This window comes from Rhodococcoides kroppenstedtii (assembly GCF_900111805.1).
GTDB classification, from domain to species: domain Bacteria; phylum Actinomycetota; class Actinomycetes; order Mycobacteriales; family Mycobacteriaceae; genus Rhodococcoides; species Rhodococcoides kroppenstedtii.
This window is the reverse complement of record NZ_FOJN01000016.1, coordinates 53,745-75,830: the sequence shown is the minus strand read 5'-3', so window position 1 is coordinate 75,830 and position 22,086 is coordinate 53,745. Positions and strand designations below refer to the sequence as shown.

The following is a 22,086-nucleotide window of genomic DNA, read 5'->3' as shown; positions in this document are numbered from 1 at the left end:
TCAGCGCTCGGCGAGCCGGCGCAACGACCGGCGGACGACGTCGGGATCGGTGGTCTCCCAGAACGGCGGGAGCGACGCCCGGAGGTACCCGCCGTACCCCGCCGTCGCCAGACGCGGATCGAGGACGGCCACCACCCCGCGGTCGTCCGTGCTGCGCAGCAGACGGCCGACGCCCTGCGCCAGCAGCAAGGCCGCATGGTTGGCCGCGACGGCGAGAAAGCCGTTGCCGCCGCGGGATTCGATCGCGCGCTGCCGGGCGACCAGCAGGGGATCGTCGGGCCGCGGGAACGGAATGCGGTCGATGAGCACCAGCGTCAGCGACGGCCCCGGCACGTCGACACCCTGCCAGAGCGAGAGGGTGCCGAACAGCGAGGTCGCCTCGTCGGCCGCGAAACGGTCGACCAGCGCGCCGGTGGCGTCGTCGCCCTGGCACAGCACGGGAGTGTCGAGCCGCTCGCGCATCTCCGCCGCCGCGGCCTTCGCCGCCCGCATCGAGGAGAACAGGCCGAGCGTCCGGCCACCCGCGGCGGCCACGAGCTGGGCGATCTCGTCGAGCTGCGCGGGCGCAGCACCGTCCCGTCCCGGTGCCGCGAGGTGCTTGGCGATGTAGAGGATGCCGGCGCGCCCGTGGTCGAACGGGGAGCCGACGTCGAGGGAATTCCACCGCACGGTGCCGGCGTCCGAGGGCGCCTCGCTGCCCGTGGCGAGCGCGGCGTCGACGCGCGACGGGTTCGCCGCCGGCAGGCCCCACGTCACGGCCAGGCCGTCGAAGCTGCCGCCGACCGTGAGGGTGGCCGAGGTGAGGACGACGGTGGACTCGGCGAACAGTCGCGTGCGCAACAGGCCGCCGACGGACAGCGGGGCAACCCGGACGACCCGGCGCACGACGCCGCGGAACTCGTCGACCGAGAGCCAGACGACGTCCCGTCGGGCGGCGGGGTCGGTCTCCTGGAACGTCTCGAGGATGCGCACGGCGGTGTCGTGGACGTCGTCGATCGCGGCGAGCGCGGCGGTCCGTGCCGCGGCCGCATCGGGGTCCGACGCCGCGGCGCCGCGCTCGGCGGGACCGATGGCGCTGCGGACGGCCCACGCCGCGTCCCGGACGGCGGCGAGGACGGATCCGGCGCCGCCGGGCAGTTCCTCCCACCGGCCGCCGCGCAGGTCCTCGATCAGGTCGGCCAGGCCGTCGCCCGCGCCGGCGAGGCGGTCGAGGATCTCCTCCTCGACCAGCTTCCCGCACCGACTCAGCGCCGCACTCACCGACGACGACGACAGTTCCGCCGTCGCCGCGGACGTGACCCGATCGACCAGTTCGTGCGCCTCGTCGACGACCACCACGTCGTGCTCGGGAAGCACGGCGATCCCGGTGATGGCGTCGATGGCGAGCATGGCGTGGTTGGTGACCACGACGTCCGACTTCGCCGCGTCGACCCGCGCGCGCTCGGCGAAGCAGTCCTCGCCGTAGGGGCATCGGGCCTTGCCGAGACATTCGCGCGAGGTGACCGACATCTGCCGCCACGCCTGATCGGACACCCCGGGGGTCAACTCGTCGCGATCTCCGGTCTCGGTGTCCGACGACCACTCGGTGATGCGCTTGACCTCACGGCCGAGCCGGGAGACGACGAACGCGTCGAACAGCTCCTCGGCGGGGTCGTCCACGGGCGCGCCGTGCAGCTTGTTCAGGCACAGGTAGTTGCCGCGGCCCTTGAGGATCGCGAACTGCGGCTCGTGGTTCAGGGCGGGCGTGAGGGCCTTGGTCAGCCGCGGCAGATCGCGGTCGACGAGCTGGCGCTGGAGGGCGATGGTGGCGGTGGAGACCACCACGGTGCGCCCGCTCTCGACGGCGTGCCGCAGCGACGGAACGAGGTAGGCCAGCGACTTTCCGGTGCCCGTGCCGGCCTGCACGGCGAGGTGCTCACCGGTGTCGATGCTGTGGGCCACGGCCGAGGCCATGGTGAGCTGCGCCGTGCGTTCCGTGCCGCCGAGCGCCTGGACCGCCGTACCGAGCAGAGACGGGACGGTGGGCAGATCGGTCTTCGGTGGCACCGGAGAAGGTTACGACGGACGGCCGTCAGCGGGTGGTGCGGCCACCCGCCTCGGTGATGGCGGTGAGCACCGCGGGAACGTTCTCCGGCGCCACGGCGGCGGTGTAGTCGACCAGGACCGTGACGTCGAAACCGTTCCGTAGCCCGTCGAGGGCGGTGGCTCGAACACAGAAGTCCGTGGTGAGGCCGACCAGGTGGATCGCGTCCACGTCTCGCGCGCGGAGCCAGTCCGCGAGGGGAGTGCCGGCGTCGTCGACACCCTCGAAACCCGAGTAGGCGGCGTCGTACTCGCCCTTGGAGAAGACGGCCTCCACCGCGGAGGTGTCCAGGTCCGGATGGAACTCGCATCCCGCGGTGCCGGCGACGCAGTGCCGCGGCCAGCTGTCGACGTAATCGGGCGTGTCCGAGAAGTGATCACCCGGATCGATGTGGTGGTCGCGGGTGGCCACGACGACGTCGTAGTCCGACCCCTGGATCAGCGTGCTGATCGCCGACGCCACCCGGGCACCGCCCTGGACGGCGAGGGAGCCGCCTTCGCAGAAATCGTTCTGGACGTCGACGACGACGAGCGCGGTGGTCACGAGTCAGGAGAATACCGTCGGGATCGCCGCGTCTCCGCGGGACAGACCCAGGCCCTCCCACGGGAGCGAGGTGAGGCCCGCTGCCACCAGGTCGCGAGCGTCGGCGACGGTGCCCGTGGCCACCACGTCGCCGCCGCGGACCAGCGGCACGGCGACCTCGCGCGCGTCGTACGGATCCGTGGACGGCAGGGGTGCGTCGGCCGCCGTCGCCAGTTCCTCGACCACGGTGCCGGTGCGGCGTGCCAGGCGCACCGCACGCTTGCGACCGCCGCGAGACTCCTTGTGCGCGCTCCGCTTCGCGACGGGCCGACCGTCGACCTCGACGAGCTTGTAGACCATGCCGGCGGTGGGGGCGCCCGAGCCGGTGACCACCGACGTGCCGACGCCGTAGACGTCGACGGGTTCGGCGCGCAGCGAGGCGATGGCGTACTCGTCCAGATCGCCCGACACCACGATGCGGGTGTTCGGGGCTCCGAGGTCGTCGAGCTGCGCGCGGACCTGGCGGGCCAGCACGCCCAGGTCACCCGAGTCGATGCGGACACCGCCCAGTTCCGGACCGGCGACTGCGACGGCCGTCTCGACGCCCGCCGTGATGTCGTAGGTGTCCACGAGCAGCGTCGTGCCCACCCCGAGCGCGTCCACCTGCGCCCGGAACGCCGCCGCCTCGTCGGGACCGTCGGCGTCGGTGTGCAGCAGGGTGAACGCGTGCGCACTGGTGCCGGCACCCGGAATGCCGTGTCGCCGAGTCGCTTCGAGGTTGGACGTCGCGGAGAACCCGGCGATGTAGGCCGCCCGCGACGCGGCCACCGCGGCCTCCTCGTGCGCGCGCCGAGACCCCATCTCGATCAGGGGGCGCCCGTCGGACGCACTGACCATGCGGGCGGCCGCCGACGCGACGGCGCTGTCGTGGTTGAAGATCGAGAGCACCAGCGTCTCGAGGATCACGCACTCGGCGAAGGTGCCCCGCACCGACAGGATCGGCGAACCGGGGAAGTAGAGCTCGCCCTCCGGGTAGCCGTCGACGTCGCCGGAGAAGCGGTAGGTCCGAAGCGAGTCGAGCGTCTCGTCGGTGAGGAACTCCGCCACCGACGCCATCTCGTCGTCGGTGAAGCGAAACCGCGTCAGCGCCTCGAGGAACCGGCCGGTTCCCGCCACGACGCCGTAGCGCCGACCGCCGGGGAGCCGACGGGCGAACACCTCGAAGGCGCAGGAGCGATCGGCGGTTCCGTCACGCAGGGCGGCGGAGAGCATGGTCAGCTCGTAGCGGTCGGTGAAGAGCGCGGTGGAGGTCACACCGCGCAACAGTAGGGCGCTCGGGCGCCGCGGTGGGTGAACCGCGCGCGGTCCATCCGTATCCTGGGGGCCATGGGTGCCCCCGAATCCGTCTCGACCGCCACCCTCGCACCGCTCGCGACGGTCCCGCAGGCCGTCCCGGAGGAGAGCGTGGCGGTGCGCGAGGACGTCGCCGCGGACACACCGTGGGTCACGATCGTCTGGGACGATCCGGTGAACCTCATGCACTACGTGACCTACGTGTTCCAGAAGGTGTTCGGCTACAGCAAGGACAAGGCCACCGCGCTCATGATGCAGGTGCACTCGGAGGGCAAGGCCGTGGTGTCCAGCGGCCCCCGCGAGAAGATGGAGAGCGACGTCTCCAAACTCCACGCGGCCGGCCTGTGGGCCACGATGCAGCACGACGTCTGACGCAGTTTCTCGAGCGACGACACAGTTCTCGACGCAGTAGTTCTCGACGCAGTAGTTCTCGACGACAGAGCAGGGAGACCGTTCGGTGCGAGTGTGGACCCGGAAATCGTCGTTGGGCGGGGTGAAGTTCCGGTCCGAGATGGACGCGCGGGAGGTCGCGGTGCTGCGGTCGCTCGTCGAGTCCGTGGTCGGCCTGTTGGACGAGCGCAGCGCGCAGGCGCCGACGGACGACCTGTCCGCTCTCACCGGCATCCGCTCGGGCAACACCAGTGCGCCCGAGGACGCCACCCTCGCGCGGCTGCTGCCGGACTTCCACCGTCCCGAGGGCGCCGACGCGGCCGACACCCCGGACGCACTGGCCCAACGCGCCGACCTCAACGGGGCCCTGCGCGGGATGCACGAGCCCGAGATCATCGACGCGAAGCGGGCCGCGGGAACGGCGATTCTCGGGTCGCTGCCCGCCGACGGAGGCCGAATCACGCTGACCCCCGAGCAGGCCGAGCTGTGGTTGACCGGACTGAACGACGTGCGGCTCGCGCTCGGAACCACCCTGGGTATCGACGCCGACACCCCGGACGAGCTGCCGGCCGACGATCCACGCGCACCGCACCTCGACGTCTACCACTGGCTCACCTGGATGCAGGACTCGCTGGTCCAGGTCATGATGGCCTGATGCAGGACCGCCTGACCGACGTCGCCGGCCTGACCGTCGGTCATCACCGGGCGTGGACGCCCGACGTCACGGTGGCCACCGACGACCGCGACGGGGTCGGCTGGGCCACCGGGACCACCGTCGTGCTGGCGGACGGGCCCGCCGTCGCCGCGGTGGACGTGCGGGGCGGCGGACCGGGCACCCGCGAGACCGACCTGCTCGACCCGTCGCATTCCGTCCAACGCGTCGACGCGGTCGTGCTCACCGGCGGCAGTGCCTACGGACTCGCTGCTGCCGACGGCGTCATGCGGTACCTGGAGGAGCGCGGGCGCGGTGTCGCGATGGGGCGTCCCGACCGGGTGGTCCCCATCGTTCCCGCGGCCGTGATCTTCGATCTCCCGCTGGGCGCCTGGGCATCGAGGCCCGACGCCGCGTTCGGGTACGCCGCGGCGACGTCGGCGGCGTCGGAGTTCGAGCAGGGCAGCGAGGGTGCCGGCACCGGCGCACGGGCCGGCGTGCTCAAGGGCGGCGTCGGTACGGCGTCCGCGACGGCCACCGACGGTCCTGCCGCCGGACTCACCGTCGGCGCCCTGGTGGTGGCCAACCCCGTCGGCTCGGCTTTCGACCCCCGCACCGGGGTGCTGTGGGGCGACCCGGGGGTCGCCCTGCCCGCCCCGACCGCCGACGAGGTGGCAGCGGCCGCGGCGCTCGCCGCCAAGGACACCTCGCTCAACACCACCATCGGCCTCGTGGCCACCGATGCCGACCTCACGGCGTCGGGCTGCCGCCGATTGGCCGTCGCCGCGCACGACGGGCTGGCGCGCGCGATTCGTCCCGCGCACTCGCCGCTCGACGGCGACACGTTCTTCGCCCTCGCCACGGGTCGGGCGACGCCGCGGGGCGAGGCCGTTCCCGTCGACGCGCGCATGATGCCGGACCTCGCCGTCCTCGACGCCCTCTGCGCGCTGGCCGCCGTCGTCACCGAACGGGCGATCGCTCGCGCCGTGCTCACGGCCACGTCGATCGCCGGGATCCCCGCCTACCGTGACGTCTTCGCCTCCGTTCGCGCCTGATCCGCGCCGGTACCGTGGAGGGATCCTCCCGACCGACCAGCGCGGGAGGGGAACCCTTCCCGACCGACCAGGACGGCGACCATGAGCGTGACTCCCTCCCGCACCCCGGGCTCGACGCCCCCGAGCGCCCGGTCGCGGTGGAGCGCCGCGGCGATCGGCATTCTCGGTTTCCTGGCGGTGCTGTACGTGATCGAAGCCGTCGACGTGGCGCTGGGGCAGCGCCTCGACACGGCGGGAATCCGGCCGCGCGACGTCGACGGTCTGAGCGGCGTGGCCTTCGCGCCGGTCCTGCACGACGGATGGGATCACCTGTTCGCCAACACCGGCCCGCTGCTCGTCCTCGGCTTCGTGCTGTTGCTCTCCGGCATCGGTCGGGCCGTCGCGGTCACGGCCGTGATCTGGATCGTCGGCGGGCTCGGCACCTGGCTCACGGGAGCATCGGGATCCATCCACATCGGGGCGTCGATCCTGGTGTTCGGCTGGCTGGCGTACCTCATCGTGCGTGGCGTGTTCACGCGCGACATCGGGCAGATGGCACTGGGTTTCGTGGTTCTCGTGGTCTACGGCGGCCTGTTGTGGGGCGTGCTGCCCACCGAGGAACGCGTGTCGTGGCAGGGGCATCTGTTCGGTGCCCTCGCGGGGGTGCTCGCGGCGTGGATGTTCGCGTCCGGACGCCGCCGATCCGATCCGACCCGGGCGCTGTCACCGCACGGTCGGTGAATCCTCGGATCGGACACGACACCGTCGGGGACCGATCCTGCTCGGAGCGGCGGGATCACATGGCAGCATGACCCCCATGCGTCTCACGGTCCTGGGTTGTTCGGGCAGCGTGTCGGGTCCCGACTCACCGGCGTCCGGGTATCTCCTCGAGGCGCCCGACACCCCGCCGCTGGTCCTCGACTTCGGACCGGGCGTGCTGGGGGCACTGCAGAAGTACGCCGATCCCGTCGACGTCCACGTCCTGCTCTCGCACCTGCACGCCGACCACTGCCTCGACGTCCCGGGGTTGCTCGTGTGGCGTCGCTACCACCCGGTGCCGGCCGAGGGGCGAGCACTGGTGTTCGGCCCGTCCGACATGGCGTTCCGGCTGGGGGTCGCGTCCGCGGAGAGCGGCGGCAAGATCGACGACATGTCCGACACCCTGGACCTGCGCTACCTCCGCGACGGCGGCGTCATCGAGTTCGGCGCCCTGTCCATCGAGACGCGTCGGGTCTACCACCCGCCTGAGTCCTACGGCATGCGTGTCACCACCGAGAACGGCACCGTGCTCGCCTACACCGGGGACACCGGGGTGTGCGACGCCGTCGAGACTCTCGCCCGCGGTGCCGACGTTCTGCTGGCGGAGGCGTCCTGGACCGATTCCGCCGACCGGCCGCTGGGCGTTCACCTCTCCGGTGCCGAGGCCGGCCGCCTCGCCGCCACCGCAGGCGTCGGCGAGCTCCTCCTGACCCACATCCCGCCCTGGACGTCCCGCGAGGACGTGATCGCCGAGGCCAAGGCCGAGTTCGACGGCCCTGTGCACGCGGTCTCACCCGGCTACGTCGTCGAACTCTGACCGGCGGCCGCACCCGATAGGGTGGGCCGGTGGCCACACGCGAAGACGGACGAGACGACGACGAACTGCGCCCCATCACCCTGACGCGGGGTTTCACCTCCCACCCGGCCGGGTCGGTGCTGGTGGAGTTCGGCAACACGCGGGTCATGTGCACCGCGAGCGTCGAGGCGGGGGTGCCGCGCTGGCGCAAGGGCTCCGGGCTCGGCTGGCTCACCGCCGAGTACGCGATGCTGCCCGGCGCCACCCACACCCGGAACAGCCGAGAGTCCGTGAAGGGCAAGGTGTCCGGGCGCACCCAGGAAATTAGTCGACTGGTCGGCCGCTCCCTGCGGGCCTGCATCGACCTGGCCGCCATCGGGGAGAACACCATCGCACTCGACTGCGACGTGCTCCAGGCCGACGGCGGCACCCGGACCGCGGCGATCACCGGCGCCTACGTCGCGTTGGCCGACGCCGTGACCTACCTCGGAGCCCACGGTCGCCTCGCCGACCCGCAGCCGATCTCCTGCGCCATCGCGGCCGTCTCCGTCGGCGTCGTCGACGGTCGGGTGCGTCTGGACCTGCCGTACGAGGAGGATTCGCGCGCCGAGGTCGACATGAACGTCGTGGCCACCGACACCGGAACGCTCGTCGAGATCCAGGGCACGGGGGAGGGCGCGACGTTCCCCCGGTCGACGCTCGACGCGATGCTTGACAGTGCGCTGGCCGGCTGCGAGCGCATCTTCGCGGTGCAGCGGGAAGCTCTGGCGGCGCCGTACCCCGGTGAGCTGCCCGGTGCTTGATTCGGTGCGCCTGCTGGTCGCGAGCCGCAATCCGAAGAAGCTCGCCGAGTTGCGGCGAGTGCTGGACGCCGCGGCCGTCGAGGGGATCGAGCTGATCGGGCTCGACGAGGTGCCGGAGTACCCGGAGACCCCCGAGACCGGTGCCACGTTCGAGGAGAACGCGCTCATCAAGGCGCGCGACGGGGCTGCTGCCACCGGATTGGCCTGTGTTGCAGACGATTCCGGGATCGCCGTCGACGCGTTGAACGGTATGCCCGGAGTGCTGTCGGCCCGCTGGTCCGGGCGACACGGCGAGGACGAGGCCAACACCTCCCTGCTCCTCGCACAACTCGCGGACGTGCCGGACGAGCGGCGCGGTGCGGGCTTCGTCTCCGCGTGCGCGCTGGTCCTGCCGAACGGAACCGAGACCGTCACCCGCGGGGAATGGCGCGGCGTCGTGGCGCGGGAACGTGCGGGCGGGGGTGGCTTCGGCTACGACCCGGTGTTCGTGCCCGGCGGTGGTGACCGGTCCGCCGCAGAACTGAGCCCGCAGGAGAAGGACGCCGCCTCCCACCGCGGTATCGCCCTCCGCGCGTTGGTGCCGGCGATCGCGGCGCTGCGGTAGCGCGTTCGACTTGCCTGGTTGCACACAGGTCGGATGATCCGGCGGGTTCCCGGTAATCGGGGCAACTTGTGTGCGGGGAGGCATGGTCGGGGGTGTGGGGGTTCGACCTGCCAGGTTGCACACAGGTCGGATGATCCGGCGGGTTCCCGGTAATCGGGGCGTCCTGTGGATACTCCGGCAGGTCCATCCACAGGGATGGGTTCTCGGGGCTGTACAAGCGGCCGTCACGGTCAAGCTTGGCCCGTGACCGTGTACAGACGAGACGAACTGCTGCGCAACGGGATCGGGAAGGGTGCCCTCGAGCATCGCGTGCGCACCGGAAGACTGCACCGCGTGCTGCCGGCGGTGTACAGCACTCGCCCGCCCACCTACGAGGATCGTTGCCGGGCGGTGGTGGCCTGGAAACCCAAGGCGGTGTTGAGCCACGACACCGCGGCGTGGCTCTGGGGCCTGCTCGTCCCCGAGCCCGAGGTGGTGCACGCCACCGTTCCGATGTTTACCTCGCCGCGCTGCCCGCCGGGGTTCAGGCTCCACCGTCGAGTAGTGGAGCCCGTGGTCTACCGCGCACTGTTGCCGGTGGTCACGCAGGAACAGTGTTTCGTGGACGTGGCGACCACCCTGGATGCCGAGGCTCTCGAACGGTTCGTCGATCACGCTCTGTCGCACCGAGTGCGGTGGCGGGCGGTCGCGGAACTCTGCGACGCCGCGCGGGGCATGCACGGTGTCGCGGCGGTGCGGCGGCAGTTGCGGACGGCGTGCCCCCGGACCCTGTCCGAGGCGGAGCGCCAGGTCGCCCGAGCCCTCAGCGCGAGACACGCCGGCATGGAGATCAACGCCGCGGTGGGGAAGTACTACGGCGACCTGGTGTGCCGGCGCGCGCGGGTGATCGTGGAGATCGACGGACGGGAGTTCCACATCGACCCGCACACGTTCACCCGTGACCGCATCCGTCAGAACGAGTTGGTGCTCGACGGGTGGCTCGTGCTGCGCTATTCGGTGGCACGGGCGTTGGCACACACGGACGAGGTGGCCGACGAGATCCTCGCGGTGGTGCGGAAGCGGCGGAAGTCCCGTGCCTGAGTGCACACAGGTCCGCGGAATGAACGGGTTCCCGGCAGTCGGGCCGACTCGTGTGCGGCGGCGCAGGTCCGGGGGGCAGGTCGGGCGGTGACGGGGACTGCACGTGCCTCAGTGCACACAGGTCCGCGAATTGGACGGGTTCCCGCCGCCCTGGGCGTGTTGTGTGCAGCGGGGCAGGTCGGGACGCGTCAGACGGCGAAGTCGCGCTTGACCTGCTGGGTGCGCCGGTGCTCGATGACGAAGGAGAGGAACGGCACGGTGCCCGCGAGGAGGGTGCCCACCGTGCGACCGACGGGCCAGCGCACCTTGACGGCCAGGTCCAGGGTCACGAGGAGGTAGACGAAGTACACCCAGCCGTGCACGACGGCGATCCACCCGGGCAGGTCCTGCACGCCGAAGCCGTACTTGGCCACCATCTCCGCGGTCAGCACCAGCAGCCAGAGTCCGGTGGCGTACGCGAGCACGCGGTACCGGAGCAGCGCAGGCGCCACCCGCGAATCCTTCGTGCGAGCGGGGGCGGCGGATCCGGAATCGGCGGTGCTCACGAACTGCTCCTGTCCTCGCGGCCGAGCTCCGCGAGATAGCGGTTGTATTCCTGCAGGCTGCGGGACTCGGCGTCCGTGCCGAGTGTCTCCGCCGGGGTGACGGTGGGCCGCTGCGGCAGCAGATCCGCGGGGATCTCCGTCGGCTCGGCGGTGGGATTCGGCTCCGGCTCCTCGGGCGCGTCCTCGAGCTGCACGAACCGGCGGTAGGCGAAGACGACGAACGCGGCGAACAGCGGCCACTGCAGGGCGTAGCCGAGGTTCTGACCCGAACCGGTCGACGATTCGAAGCGCTCCCACTGCCACCAGCCGAGCGCCAAGCAGCCGCCGGCGGCGACCACGACCAGCAGAATCAGGGCAGGTCGACTCCTGGCCCGAGTTCCGTCGCCGTGTCGATCCACACGGCCAGGCTACCGGAGCGCCGGTGTGTCAACGACGCGGCGTCGTACTTCGCCGCACGTCGATTCGGTGCGCGAGGGGGGACTCGAACCCCCACGTCCTTCGGACACCAGAACCTAAATCTGGCGCGTCTGCCATTTCGCCACTCGCGCGTGCGGGCCGAGTCTAGACGCCCGCGCCACCTCCGACGGAGAGGTGACGCGGGCGTCCGAGCTCAGGCCACGGGCGGCGGCGCGGGAGAACGCCGACCGGTGACGACGCGCTGATGGCGCCACAGCGCGTGTCGCACGGTGGGGACGTCGACCGCGAGCTCACCGGCGATCGCACCGAGAAGATCGTCGACCGCGGCCGTGTCCAGATCGTCGGTGGACCCGGTGACCTCCCGCAGGAACGACGCGACCAGCGCCTCGGCATCGTCCGTCACCACCCCGAGGGCGCCGAGGAAGCACAGCCACGTGCGCTCACCGAGGCCGGGGACGTCGACGACGGCGCGTCGGAGCGCCTCGGTGTCGGTCACGTCCGCGGCGCTCCGGACGCCGGCCTCGGTGAGCGCGGCGGCCGCAGCCACCACCGCTGCTGCCTTGGTGGTGCGATTGCCGGGCACCCGCTGTCGGTTGCCGAGGAGGTCGGCGAGCCCGTCTCCATCGCAGGCGGCGAAGGCCGAGAGATCGTCGGTCCGTCCCTGCCGATGGGTCCGCCACGTGGCGACGACGCCGCGGACTCCCGTGGTCGGCCCGCCGTACGACGCGCGGGCGGAGAAGACGGCGTCGAGCAACGCCGCCTCGGTGTCCCGCCAGCCCGGGAACCAGAACGGCGACGACTCGCGCGGGACGGCGCGCAGAACCGATGCGGTGAGGTCCGACGGCGCGGCGACGGGTGCGGCGGCGCCGACTTCGGTGGTGTTCGGTTCGGTGGTGATGGATGCGGTCACGAGATTCCCCCCGGATCTGCGTGCGGCACGAGTGTGCCGATGTGGGGCACGGCGGGCGCCGTGCGTTTCGGACGGTAGCGCCGGGGTCCGACAGGGCCGGCGGCCCGGACGGGACCGACACCCAGTCAGAGCCGACACGGAACCGGACGCCGGGTCACAGACAACTGCAGGTCGTGACATGCGTCACCCACACCCGGGCCCGAATCCGAGGGTTTCCTCGAGTTCGACGGCGCGGAGATACCCCCTGGTCTGCGACGACTTCGGCTACTCGCCGGTCACTTCGCACCCTCCGTCGGGGCGGCGTCACGACGTACCCGCGGGTAGCACTAGGACGTCAAACAGAACGTGAGGATTTCCTCATGATTTTGTGCCAGGCTGGTCCGCACGAGGCGACGGCTCCCCGCCAGGGATCGAGCGCGCGTCGTCTCACCGGACTCGCTCGACCGACCGGATCCACGAGAACCGAGGTCGCCGCCCCCAGCGGCCCCGACCCCCATCGCCTCGCACCCGAGGTAGGAGAGGACACGCACGCGTGACGATCAACGAGAGCACCCCATCCCGCCCGCGGTCCGGAGACCGCAGCAGCTCGCTCGCCGAGCGCGTGGTCGACGGCGAGGCGTACGCCCTCGCCTTCGGCGGTCAGGGCGCCCCGTGGCTGCCGACGCTGGACGAACTGACGCGCGACTGCGCGCTCGAGCCGCAGATCACCGATCTGGTGAACTCGTCCGCGCGGGTGCTCGCGCCCGTGGCCGCCGAGCTGCTCGTCGTGCGCCCGCTCGGGTTCGATCCGATCGCGTGGATGCTCGAGCAGGAACTGGCCGACGATCCCGCCGCCGGGCCGTCGGACGCAGCTCTGCTGTCCGCCGCCGTGTCGGTGCCCGGCGTGCTGCTCACCCAGATCGCCGCCCTGCGCGCCCTCGCCGTGCAGGGTCTCGACTACACCACGACCGCCCCGGTCGCGGTCATCGGCCACTCGCAGGGCGTTCTCGCCGAGGCCGTCGTCGCCGACCGCGGTGACAGCGACGTCGAACTCCTCGCCCTCGCCCAGCTGATCGGTGCCGCCGCCGGTCTGGTCGGCCGCCGCCGCGGTCTCATCGGTGCCGGCGATCGCGCCCCGATGGTCTCGGTGTCCAACGTCGACCCGACCCGTCTGCAGACGATCGTCGACGAGGGTGACGAGGGTGGGGCGTCCGCCGTCGTCGCGATCCGCAACGGTCGTCGCCGCGTCGTCCTCAGCGGGCCCTACACCGCGCTGGTGCGCATCCAGCAGCGGTGCGAGGAGATCGCGGACCGCGAGACCCGCGAGCGCGACGCCAAGAAGCGTGGCGGCGACGTGTTCTCGCCCGTCTTCGAGCCCCTCGCCATCGAGGTCGGCTTCCACCACCCGCAGCTCGCCGAGGCCGTCGAGATCGTCGAGGGCTGGGCCACCCGCTGCGGCCTCGACGTCGACCGCGCCCGGTCCCTCGCCGCCGCCATCCTGGTCGAGCCGGTCGACTGGGTCGCCGCGGTGGATTCCGTCGTCGCCGCCGGTGCCGCCTGGGTGCTCGACCTCGGCCCGGGTGACGCGCTCACCCGCCTGACCGCGTCGAACATGCGCGGTCACGGTGTCGGCGTCGTCGCCGCCTCGACGCGCACCGGCCATCGCCACCTGCTGACGCCGGGCGCTGCCCCCGCCGTCGACCGCCCGTGGACCGACTTCGCGCCGCGCGTCGTCACGCTGCCGAACGGCCGCACCGTCGTCGAGACCTCCTTCACCCAGCTCACCGGTCGCTCGCCGATCCTGCTCGCCGGCATGACGCCGACTACGGTCGATCCGGCCATCGTCGCCGCCGCCACCAACGCCGGCCACTGGGCCGAGCTCGCCGGTGGCGGCCAGGTCACCGAGGAGATCTTGGCCGGTCACGTCGATCGTCTGAAGGAGCTGCTCGAGCCGGGCCGCTCGGTGCAGTTCAACTCGCTGTTCCTCGACCCGTACCTGTGGAAGCTGCAGCTCGGCGGCAAGCGCCTCGTGCAGAAGGCCCGCACCGCGGGTGCACCGTTCGACGGCGTGGTCGTCACGGCCGGCATCCCCGAGCTCGACGAGGCCGTCGCGCTGATCGAGGAGCTGACCGAGGTCGGCATCAGCCACGTCGCGTTCAAGCCGGGCACCGTCGCCCAGATCCGCAGCGTCATCCGCATCGCCACCGAGGTGCCCGACTACCCGGTGATCGTGCACATCGAAGGCGGGCGCGCCGGCGGCCACCACTCGTGGGAGGACCTCGACGACCTGCTCGTCGCCACCTACGCCGAGCTGCGCGCGCACGACAACATCGTCGTCTGCGTCGGCGGTGGCATCGGCACCCCGGAGCGGGCCGCCGAGTACCTCACCGGCCAGTGGTCCGTCGACGCCGGCTTCCCGGCGATGCCGCTCGACGGCATCCTCGTCGGTACCGCCGCCATGGCGACCCTCGAGGCCACCACGGCCCCCGAGGTCAAGCAGCTCCTGGTCGACACCCCCGGGTGCCCGGACTGGGTGGGTGCCGGAACCGCCACGGGCGGAATGGCATCGGGCCGCAGCCAGCTCGGCGCGGACATCCACGAGATCGACAACGCCGCGTCGCGCACCGGCCGTCTGCTCGACGAGGTCGCCGGTGACGACGACGCCGTCGCGGCGCGTCGCGACGAGATCGTCGCCGCGCTGGACGCCACGGCCAAGCCGTACTTCGGCGACGTCGCCGACATGACGTACCTGCAGTGGCTCAACCGCTACGTCGAGCTCGCCGTGGGCGACGACCCGCGCGTGGAGAACCCGTGGCTCGACATCACCTGGCGCGTGCGCTTCCGGGACATGCTGCAGCGCAGCGAGGCTCGTCTGCACCCGGCCGACCGCGGACCGGTTCCCACGCTGTTCGCGGACGAGGACCTGCTCGAGCGTCCCGCCGACGCCGTCGCGGCGCTGCTGCGGGCGTACCCCGACGCCGAGTCGGTGCGCCTGCATCCCGCCGACGTCCCGTTCTTCGTCGCGCTGTGCCGCCTGCCGGGCAAGCCGGTCAACTTCGTGCCCGTCGTCGACAAGGACGTGCGCCGCTGGTGGCGCAGCGACTCCCTGTGGCAGGCCCACGATCCGCGCTACAGCGCCGACCAGGTCTGCATCATCCCCGGCACCGTCGCCGTCGCCGGCATCGACCGCGTCGACGAGCCCGTCGGTGATCTGCTGAACCGCTTCGAGAAGGCCACCACGGACCGGTTGCTCGCCGAGGGCGCCGAGCCCGTCGCCGTCGCCACGCGTCGTCACCCCGAGGTCGCCGGTGGCGCCATCGGTGTCGTGCTCGCCGCGCCGGACATCACCTGGGCATCGCGCCTGGCGCCCAACCCCGTTCGTCGTCTCGGCGCCGTGAGCGAGTGGGAGGTCACCTCCGACGAGCAGGCGACGCACCCCGGCACCGGAGCCACCCTCACCACGTCCGGTGACGACGCCGTGCTGCTGTCGGTGCCGCTGACCGCGGGCCGCTCGGTCGACATCCGCATCACCGTCCCGGCCTCCGCCGTCGACGGCGGCGCGCCGCTGGTGACCGACGCCGACGCCGAGACCGCCATGTCCGCCCTCCTCGGTGTGGCTGCGGGACAGGACCTTCCGACCGTCAAGAACGGAACCGCGCGTCTCAACATCGCCTGGTCGCCCGACCTGACCGCCGATCACGCCGGGGTCACCGGCTCCGGCCTGCCCGCCGAGTACGGCGTCGGCCAGTCGGTGGTCCCGGACGTGCTCGTCGGGGCCTGCTGGCCCGCCGTCTTCGCCGTGCTGGGCGCCGCCCGCACCGCGGACGCCGGCTCGGTCATCGAGGGCATGCTCGACCTGGTCCACCTCGACCACCGGATCGACCTGGTCGGCGAGCTGCCGGACCACCACAGCATCCTCGTGGTCAAGGCCACCGCCGGTGAAGTGATCGACACCGACCTCGGCCGCGTCGTGGAGGTCTCGGTCGAGATCGGCGCGATGCTGGGCGAGGGCCTCGACGCCCCCGCCGTCGCGACGCTGGTGGAGCGCTTCGCCATTCGTGGCCGCACCGGTGCCGGCACGCTCACCGATCCGCCGCGTGCGGGTGGGTCGCTCACCGACGCGCTGGTGGAGACGCCGCGTCGACGCCGTCGGGACGTCACCGTCACCGCGCCGCGCCACATGGGTGCCTTCGCCCAGGTGTCCGGCGACCACAACCCGATCCACACCTCCGACGCCGCCGCGCGTCTGGCCGGTCTGGGCAGCCCGATCGTCCACGGCATGTGGCTCTCGGCCGCCGCACAGCAGGTGGTGACGGCCGTCGATCCGTCGGCCACCACTCCGCCGCGTCGCCTCACCGCGTGGACCACCCGCTTCCTCGGCATGGTGCGCCCCGGCGCGTCGATCGACGTGCGCGTGGACCGTATCGGGTTCGAGGCCGGCCGTGAGGTCGTCGAGGTCTCCTGCAAGGTCGACGGCGACCTGGTCATGCAGGCCACCGGCCGCATCGCGGCGCCGAAGACGGTGTACGCCTTCCCCGGTCAGGGCATTCAGACCCGCGGCATGGGTCTCGACGCGCGCAGCCGGTCCAAGGCCGCCCGCGAGATCTGGGAGCGTGCCGACAAGCACACCCGGTCCGCGCTGGGCTTCTCCATCCTCGCGGTGGTGCGGGACAACCCGACCGAGCTGCGGGCGCGCGGCGTCACCCACAAGCATCCCGACGGCGTGCTGCACCTGACGCAGTTCACCCAGGTGGCCATGGCCGTCCTCGGTGTCGTCCAGGTTGCGGAGCTGCGGGAATCCGGTGCGTTCGTGGAGGACTCGTTCCTCGCGGGCCACTCGGTGGGCGAGTACAACGCCCTCGCGGCGGTCGCCGGCGTCCTGCCGCTCGAAGCCGTCCTCGAGGTGGTCTTCCAGCGCGGGTCCGCGATGCACCAGCTCGTGCCGCGTGATGCGCAGGGCCGCAGCGACTACCGCATGGCCGCCATCCGTCCGTCGCAGATCGGCCTGGCGGACGACGACGTCATCGCGTACGTCGAGTCCATCGGTGCCCGTGTCGGCGAGTTCCTGCAGGTGGTGAACCTCAACCTGCGCGGGTCGCAGTACGCCATCGCCGGCACGGTCGCCGGTCTCGAGGAGCTCGAACGCGACATCGACCGTCGCCGTGCGGAATTCGGCGGCAAGCGCGCGTTCATCCTGGTGCCGGGTATCGACGTGCCCTTCCACTCCACGGTCCTGCGCGGGGGAGTCGACGACTTCCGCAACCGCCTGCTCGACCTGCTGCCGGAGACGATCGATCCGTCGATCCTGGTGGGGCGCTACATCCCCAACCTGGTGCCGCGCCTGTTCTCGCTCGAGAAGGCGTTCGTGCAGGAGATCGCCGACCTGGTGCCGTCCGAGCCGCTCGCCGACGTCCTCGGTGCGTGGGACGACTGGGCCGCCCGCCCGTCCGACCTGTGCCGCGTGGTGCTGACCGAGCTGCTCGCGTGGCAGTTCGCCAGCCCGGTTCGGTGGATCGAGACGCAGGATCTGCTGTTCGCCGACACCGCGGACGGCGGCCTGGGCATCGAGCGGTTCGTCGAGGTGGGCCTCGGTGCCATGCCGACGGTCGCGAACCTGGCCACCAACACGCTGAAACTGCCGGGCCGCGTGGGCCATCCGGTGGAGGTGCTCAACATCGAGCGCGACGCCGCCGTGGTGTTCTCCACCGACACCGACCCGGAGATCGTGGACGAGCCGGAGGAGACGCGGGCATCGGACCCGGCCGCCGCCGCGCCCGCAGCGGCTCCCGCGGCGCCGGCGCCGGCGCCCGCCGCGGCACCGGCGGGCGGTCCTCGCCCGGACGACATCGCCTTCACCGCGTCGGACGCGACCACCGTGCTCATCGGCCTGTGGACCAAGCTCCGCCTCGACCAGATCGGCCCCGCCGACACCATCGAGGCGCTGTGCGACGGCGTGTCCTCACGCCGGAACCAGCTGCTGGTCGACCTCGGTTCCGAGCTCTCGCTCGGCGCCATCGACGGTGCTGCCGACGCCGACATGGGTGCCCTCGCCGGCACCGTCAACAAGCTCGCCCGCACCTACCGGCCCTACGGCCCGGTGCTGAGCGATTCCATCAACGATCACCTGCGCAAGGTGTTCGGCCCGTCGGGTCGACGTCCCGGCGCCGTCGCCGAGCGGGTGACCAAGGTCTGGCAGCTCGGCGACGGGTGGGCACACCACGTCACTGCCGAGGTCGCTCTCGGCACCCGTGACGGACAGTCCGTCCGCGGTGGGGCGCTCGGTGGTCTCGGGGAGACCGCTCCGTCCGACGGCGCCGCCGTCGACGCGTTGATCGACGCCGCCGTGACGGCCGTCGGCCAGCGCCGCGGAGTCCAGGTCTCGATGCCGTCCAGCGGGGGCGGCGGCGGTGGGGGCACCGTCGACGCCGCCGCGCTGGGCGAGTTCACCGAGAACATCACCGGCCGGAGCGGCGTGCTCGCCTCGGCGGCGCGTCTGGTGCTCGAGCAGCTCGGATTCGCGGACGTCGAGACGACGCCGGAAGCGGACAGCGCCGAGTCCGATCTGATCGACCTGGTCTCCGCCGAGCTCGGCAGCGACTGGCCGCGGCTGGTGGCGCCGTCGTTCGACGCGCGTCGCGCGGTCCTGATCGACGATCGATGGGCCACGGCGCGTGAGGATCTCGCTCGCTTGTGGATCGGCGACGAGGCTGCTCGCGCCCTGGCGGTCGACGCCTTCACCGGTGCCGGCGAGGCCGTGGCCGCGCAGGCCGCGTGGTGGCAGCGCCGTGCCGACGCGCAGGGTCTGGCCGACCTGGCGTCGTCGTACGCCGCCATCGCCACGGCCGCGACCGCGACCGAGAAGCCCGGACAGTGGGCCGATCAGGTGGCCGTGGTGACCGGGGCGAGCAAGAACTCCATCGCCGCGGCGGTGACCGGTGAGCTGCTCTCGGGCGGGGCGACGGTCTTCCTGACCACGTCGCGTCTCGACGAGGAGCGCGTCGGGTTCTACCGCGAGCTGTACCGCACGCACGCCGTCGCCGGTGCCGCGCTCTGGGTGGTTCCCGCGAACATGGCGTCGTACGCGGACGTCGACGCGTTCGTCGAGTGGGTCGGCACGGATCGGATCGACTCGGCCGGTGGCGCCAAGAAGTTGGTCAAGCCGGCGATGACGCCGACGATGCTGTTCCCCTTCGCCGCACCGCGGGTGGCGGGCGAGCTGTCCGACGCCGGCGCCCGCGCCGAGATGGAGATGAAGGTTCTCCTCTGGTCGGTCGAGCGGCTCATCGGCGGACTGTCCACCATCGGGTACGACCGCGACGTCGACAGCCGACTGCACGTGGTGCTGCCGGGCTCGCCGAACCGCGGCCTCTTCGGTGGCGACGGCGCGTACGGCGAGGCGAAGGCCGCGCTGGACGCCGTGACCAACCGCTGGAAGGCCGAGCGCAGCTGGGCCGAGCGAGTGACGTTGGCGCACGCCCGCATCGGGTGGGTGCGGGGTACCGGGCTCATGGGTCACAACGACGTGGTCGCCGAGGCCGCGGAGGCGGCCGGCGTGCGGACGTGGTCGACGCAGGAGATGGCCGAGCAGCTGATCGCGTTGTGCGACGAGCAGTCTCGCCGCGACGCGGTGGACGCTCCGCTCGAGGTCGACCTCACCGGCGGTCTCGCCGAGGCCGGACTCGACCTGGCCGCGCTGGCCAAGGAGGCCGCCGCCGCGGCCGTCGCCGAGGAGGCTCCGGCCCCCGCGCCGGCCACCGTGGACGCGCTGCCCGAGCCGCCGCGCATCACCGGCGAACTCGACGCCCCGGCCTGGCCGGAGCTCGACGTGGACCCGTCGGAGCTGGTCGTGATCGTCGGTGCCGGCGAGCTCGGACCGTACGGCAGTGCGCGCACGCGCTTCGAGATGGAGGTCGACGAGAAGCTCTCGGCGGCAGGCGTTCTCGAGCTGGCGTGGAGCACCGGCCTGGTTGTCTGGGAGAACGATCCCAAGCCGGGTTGGTACGACGTCGAGTCCGGTGATCTGGTGCCGGAGGCCGAGATCGCCGATCGCTACCACGACGTGGTGGTCGAGCGGTGCGGCATCCGCCGGTACGAGGACGACGGCGCCATGGTGAACAACACCGCGCCGCTGATGTCCTCGGTGTTCCTCGACCAGGATCTGACCTTCGTGGTGGGCAGCGAGGCCGAGGCCCGCGCGTTCGTCTCGGCGGATCCGGACCGGACCGTGGTGACCACCAACGCCGACGGCGACTGGCAGGTCACCCGCAAGGCGGGCACCGAGATTCGCGTGCCGCGTCGGATGAAGTTGACCCGCAGCGTGGGCGGCCAGATCCCCACCGGCTTCGATCCGGTCAAGTGGGGCATCTCGCCCGACATGGCGAGCTCGGTGGATCGCGTCGCGCTGTGGAACATCGTGTGCACCGTCGACGCGTTCATCACCTCGGGCTTCGAGCCGTCGGAGCTCATGCGCTGGACCCACCCGTCGCTGGTGGCGAACACGCAGGGCACGGGCATGGGCGGCATGGAGTCGATGCGCTCGCTGTACATCGACACGCTGCTGGGCGACGCGCGGGCGAACGACATCCTGCAGGAAGCCCTGCCGAACGTCGTGGCGGCACACGTGGTCCAGAGCTACGTCGGCTCCTACGGCGCGATGGTCCACCCCGTGGCCGCGTGTGCAACGGCGGCGGTGTCGGTCGAGGAGGGCGTCGACAAGATTCGCCTCGGCAAGGCCACGTTCGTGGTCGCCGGCGGTTTCGACGACCTGAGCAACGAGGGCATCATCGGCTTCGGCGACATGTCGGCCACGGCCGACACGGAGGCCATGCGGGCCCAGGGCATCAGCGATCGACGCTTCTCGAGGGCCAACGATCGTCGACGCGGTGGCTTCGTCGAATCGCACGGTGGCGGAACGATTCTCCTCGCCCGCGGCGATCTCGCCCTGGAGATGGGTCTGCCCGTCCTCGGTGTGGTCGGCTGGGCGCAGTCGTTCGGCGACGGTGTCCACACCTCGATCCCGGCTCCGGGCCTCGGCGCCCTGGGTGTGGGTCGCGGTGGCCGGGACTCGGCCATGGCGCTCTCGCTCGCGGCGCTCGGCGTCGCGGCGGACGACATCGCCGTGATCTCCAAGCACGACACGTCCACCAACGCCAACGATCCCAACGAGGCCGAGCTGCACACGCGTCTGGCGCGGGCACTGGGGCGCAGCGAGGGCAACCCGCTGTTCGTGGTGTCGCAGAAGTCGCTGACCGGCCACAGCAAGGGCGGCGCGGCCGCCTTCCAGCTGATCGGTCTGTGCCAGGTGTTGGCGCAGGGCGTCGTGCCGCCGAACCGCAGCCTCGACTGTGTCGACGACAAGATGGCCGAGTTCGAGCACCTGGTGTGGGCGCGTCGGCCGCTGACGTTCGGTAACTCGTTGCCGCTCAAGGCGGGTCTGCTGACCAGCCTCGGGTTCGGCCACGTGTCCGGGCTGATCGCGGTGGTGCACCCGCAGGCGTTCGTCGCCGCGATCCCGGCCGACCGTCGCGAGCAGTACCTGCGCACGTCGCGGGACCGCGTCGTCGCCGGCCGCCGACGGCTCGCCGACGCCATGTGCGGCGGAGACGCGCTGTACCGGCGCCCGGAGGATCGCCGATTGGGCCACGACGGCACCCCGTCGGCCGTCAAGCACCAGCTCGAAGCCGACCTGCTGCTCAGCGAGGCCACCCGACTCGGTGCGGACGACGTCTACCGCGTCGCCGTCCAGGATGGCACGGTGACCGAATGAGCATCCTCGGAGTCGGACTCGACCTGGTGTCGGTGACGGAGTTCGCCGAGCAGATGGAGCGCGTCGGGACCACCATGGTCCGCGACAGCTTCACTGCCGGCGAGCGCCGCCACGCGGCCACCAAGAGCAGCGACCCCGCGCGGCACTACGCCGCGCGGTGGGCGGCGAAGGAAGCGGTGCTGAAGGCATGGGCCGGATCCCGCTTCGCGCGGGCACCGCAGATCGGTGACAACCCCTACCCGTTGATCGAGGTGGTCAACGACGCCTGGGGCCGCCCGTCGATCAAGCTGCACGGAATGGCGGCGGAGTTCCTGCCGTCGGTGAAGATCCACCTGTCGCTGACGCACGACGGCGACATGGCCGCCGCGGTGGCGATCCTGGAGGAGTGAGAAC

At 71.9% G+C, this 22,086-nt stretch carries 16 protein-coding genes and 1 tRNA gene; 10 read left to right on the top strand and 7 right to left on the bottom strand.

The window, feature by feature from the left end; translation table 11 throughout:
* From BMZ18_RS16925 to BMZ18_RS16915, 3 genes are read right to left on the bottom strand one after another with little or no spacing between them, the layout of a single operon-like run.
* Complete coding sequence (locus BMZ18_RS16925) at positions 1 to 2,046, bottom strand: ATP-dependent DNA helicase (protein ID WP_074922327.1); 2,046 nt, start codon at positions 2,044 to 2,046, stop codon at positions 1 to 3.
* A gap of 25 nt (positions 2,047 to 2,071) precedes the next feature.
* Complete coding sequence (locus BMZ18_RS16920) at positions 2,072 to 2,626, bottom strand: isochorismatase family protein (protein WP_068366578.1); 555 nt, start codon at positions 2,624 to 2,626, stop codon at positions 2,072 to 2,074.
* Positions 2,627 to 2,629: 3 nt separating this feature from the next.
* Positions 2,630 to 3,931: a nicotinate phosphoribosyltransferase gene (locus BMZ18_RS16915; protein ID WP_068366596.1), complete on the bottom strand. Its 1,302-nt coding sequence runs from the start codon at positions 3,929 to 3,931 to the stop codon at positions 2,630 to 2,632.
* Between the two features lie 60 nt (positions 3,932 to 3,991).
* Between BMZ18_RS16915 and clpS the strand changes: the two genes are divergently transcribed.
* The 8 genes from clpS to BMZ18_RS16875 all read left to right on the top strand — a co-directional run bounded on the left by clpS (position 3,992) and on the right by BMZ18_RS16875 (position 10,076).
* Positions 3,992 to 4,330 (top strand): ATP-dependent Clp protease adapter ClpS, encoded by a 339-nt coding sequence (clpS, locus tag BMZ18_RS16910; protein WP_068366593.1) that lies wholly within the window; start codon positions 3,992 to 3,994, stop codon positions 4,328 to 4,330.
* A gap of 85 nt (positions 4,331 to 4,415) precedes the next feature.
* A complete protein-coding gene (aosR, locus tag BMZ18_RS16905; RefSeq protein WP_068099909.1) occupies positions 4,416 to 5,003 on the top strand; it encodes an oxidative stress transcriptional regulator AosR in 588 nt (195 codons plus the stop codon).
* Positions 5,003 to 6,055, top strand: a complete 1,053-nt coding sequence (locus BMZ18_RS16900; RefSeq protein ID WP_068366575.1) for a P1 family peptidase — start codon at positions 5,003 to 5,005, stop codon at positions 6,053 to 6,055. Before aosR ends, BMZ18_RS16900 begins: the two co-directional genes overlap by 1 nt.
* 81 nt (positions 6,056 to 6,136) lie before the next feature.
* Positions 6,137 to 6,775, top strand: coding sequence for a rhomboid family intramembrane serine protease (locus BMZ18_RS16895; protein WP_082895289.1), 639 nt, complete (start codon positions 6,137 to 6,139; stop codon positions 6,773 to 6,775).
* A 76-nt stretch (positions 6,776 to 6,851) separates the two neighbouring features.
* Positions 6,852 to 7,610: a cyclic nucleotide-degrading phosphodiesterase gene (locus BMZ18_RS16890; RefSeq protein ID WP_211267524.1), complete on the top strand. Its 759-nt coding sequence runs from the start codon at positions 6,852 to 6,854 to the stop codon at positions 7,608 to 7,610.
* Positions 7,611 to 7,639: 29 nt separating this feature from the next.
* Positions 7,640 to 8,392 carry a ribonuclease PH gene (gene rph, locus BMZ18_RS16885; protein ID WP_068099912.1) on the top strand — a complete coding sequence of 251 codons (753 nt, stop codon included), beginning with the start codon at positions 7,640 to 7,642 and terminating at the stop codon, positions 8,390 to 8,392.
* Positions 8,385 to 8,996: an RdgB/HAM1 family non-canonical purine NTP pyrophosphatase gene (gene rdgB / locus BMZ18_RS16880; protein WP_068366569.1), complete on the top strand. Its 612-nt coding sequence runs from the start codon at positions 8,385 to 8,387 to the stop codon at positions 8,994 to 8,996. Before rph ends, rdgB begins: the two co-directional genes overlap by 8 nt.
* Before the next feature lie 243 nt (positions 8,997 to 9,239).
* A complete protein-coding gene (locus tag BMZ18_RS16875; RefSeq protein ID WP_244516577.1) occupies positions 9,240 to 10,076 on the top strand; it encodes a DUF559 domain-containing protein in 837 nt (278 codons plus the stop codon).
* A gap of 188 nt (positions 10,077 to 10,264) precedes the next feature.
* On the opposite strand, the gene BMZ18_RS16870 is transcribed toward BMZ18_RS16875, so the two are convergent.
* The 4 genes from BMZ18_RS16870 to BMZ18_RS16855 all read right to left on the bottom strand — a co-directional run bounded on the left by BMZ18_RS16870 (position 10,265) and on the right by BMZ18_RS16855 (position 11,948).
* The gene (locus BMZ18_RS16870; protein WP_068099917.1) at positions 10,265 to 10,621 is read right to left on the bottom strand and encodes a DUF3817 domain-containing protein; all 357 of its coding nucleotides are present in this window, start codon (positions 10,619 to 10,621) and stop codon (positions 10,265 to 10,267) included.
* Complete coding sequence (locus tag BMZ18_RS16865) at positions 10,618 to 11,019, bottom strand: transcriptional regulator (protein ID WP_074922326.1); 402 nt, start codon at positions 11,017 to 11,019, stop codon at positions 10,618 to 10,620. Before BMZ18_RS16865 ends, BMZ18_RS16870 begins: the two co-directional genes overlap by 4 nt.
* 68 nt (positions 11,020 to 11,087) lie before the next feature.
* Positions 11,088 to 11,169, bottom strand: a tRNA-Leu gene (locus BMZ18_RS16860).
* A 62-nt stretch (positions 11,170 to 11,231) separates the two neighbouring features.
* Positions 11,232 to 11,948 carry a DUF8548 family protein gene (locus BMZ18_RS16855; RefSeq protein ID WP_139204021.1) on the bottom strand — a complete coding sequence of 239 codons (717 nt, stop codon included), beginning with the start codon at positions 11,946 to 11,948 and terminating at the stop codon, positions 11,232 to 11,234.
* 532 nt (positions 11,949 to 12,480) lie between these two features.
* Between BMZ18_RS16855 and BMZ18_RS16850 the strand changes: the two genes are divergently transcribed.
* Together BMZ18_RS16850 and acpS are read left to right on the top strand one after the other, a co-directional pair.
* Entirely contained in the window at positions 12,481 to 21,693 is a 9,213-nt protein-coding gene (locus BMZ18_RS16850; RefSeq protein ID WP_074922324.1) for a type I polyketide synthase, read from the top strand.
* Entirely contained in the window at positions 21,690 to 22,082 is a 393-nt protein-coding gene (gene acpS / locus BMZ18_RS16845; protein ID WP_068099921.1) for a holo-ACP synthase AcpS, read from the top strand. The genes BMZ18_RS16850 and acpS overlap by 4 nt, the downstream gene beginning before the upstream one ends.
* The last annotated feature ends 4 nt before the right edge of the window (positions 22,083 to 22,086 follow it).

Bases quoted from the DNA above. Each gene is read 5' to 3' on its own strand.
- clpS (WP_068366593.1), top strand. From the start codon at position 3,992: ATGGGTGCCCCCGAATCCGTCTCGACCGCCACCCTCGCACCGCTCGCG.
- BMZ18_RS16900 (WP_068366575.1), top strand. From the start codon at position 5,003: ATGCAGGACCGCCTGACCGACGTCGCCGGCCTGACCGTCGGTCATCAC.
- BMZ18_RS16895 (WP_082895289.1), top strand. From the start codon at position 6,137: ATGAGCGTGACTCCCTCCCGCACCCCGGGCTCGACGCCCCCGAGCGCC.
- BMZ18_RS16890 (WP_211267524.1), top strand. From the start codon at position 6,852: ATGCGTCTCACGGTCCTGGGTTGTTCGGGCAGCGTGTCGGGTCCCGAC.
- acpS (WP_068099921.1), top strand. From the start codon at position 21,690: ATGAGCATCCTCGGAGTCGGACTCGACCTGGTGTCGGTGACGGAGTTC.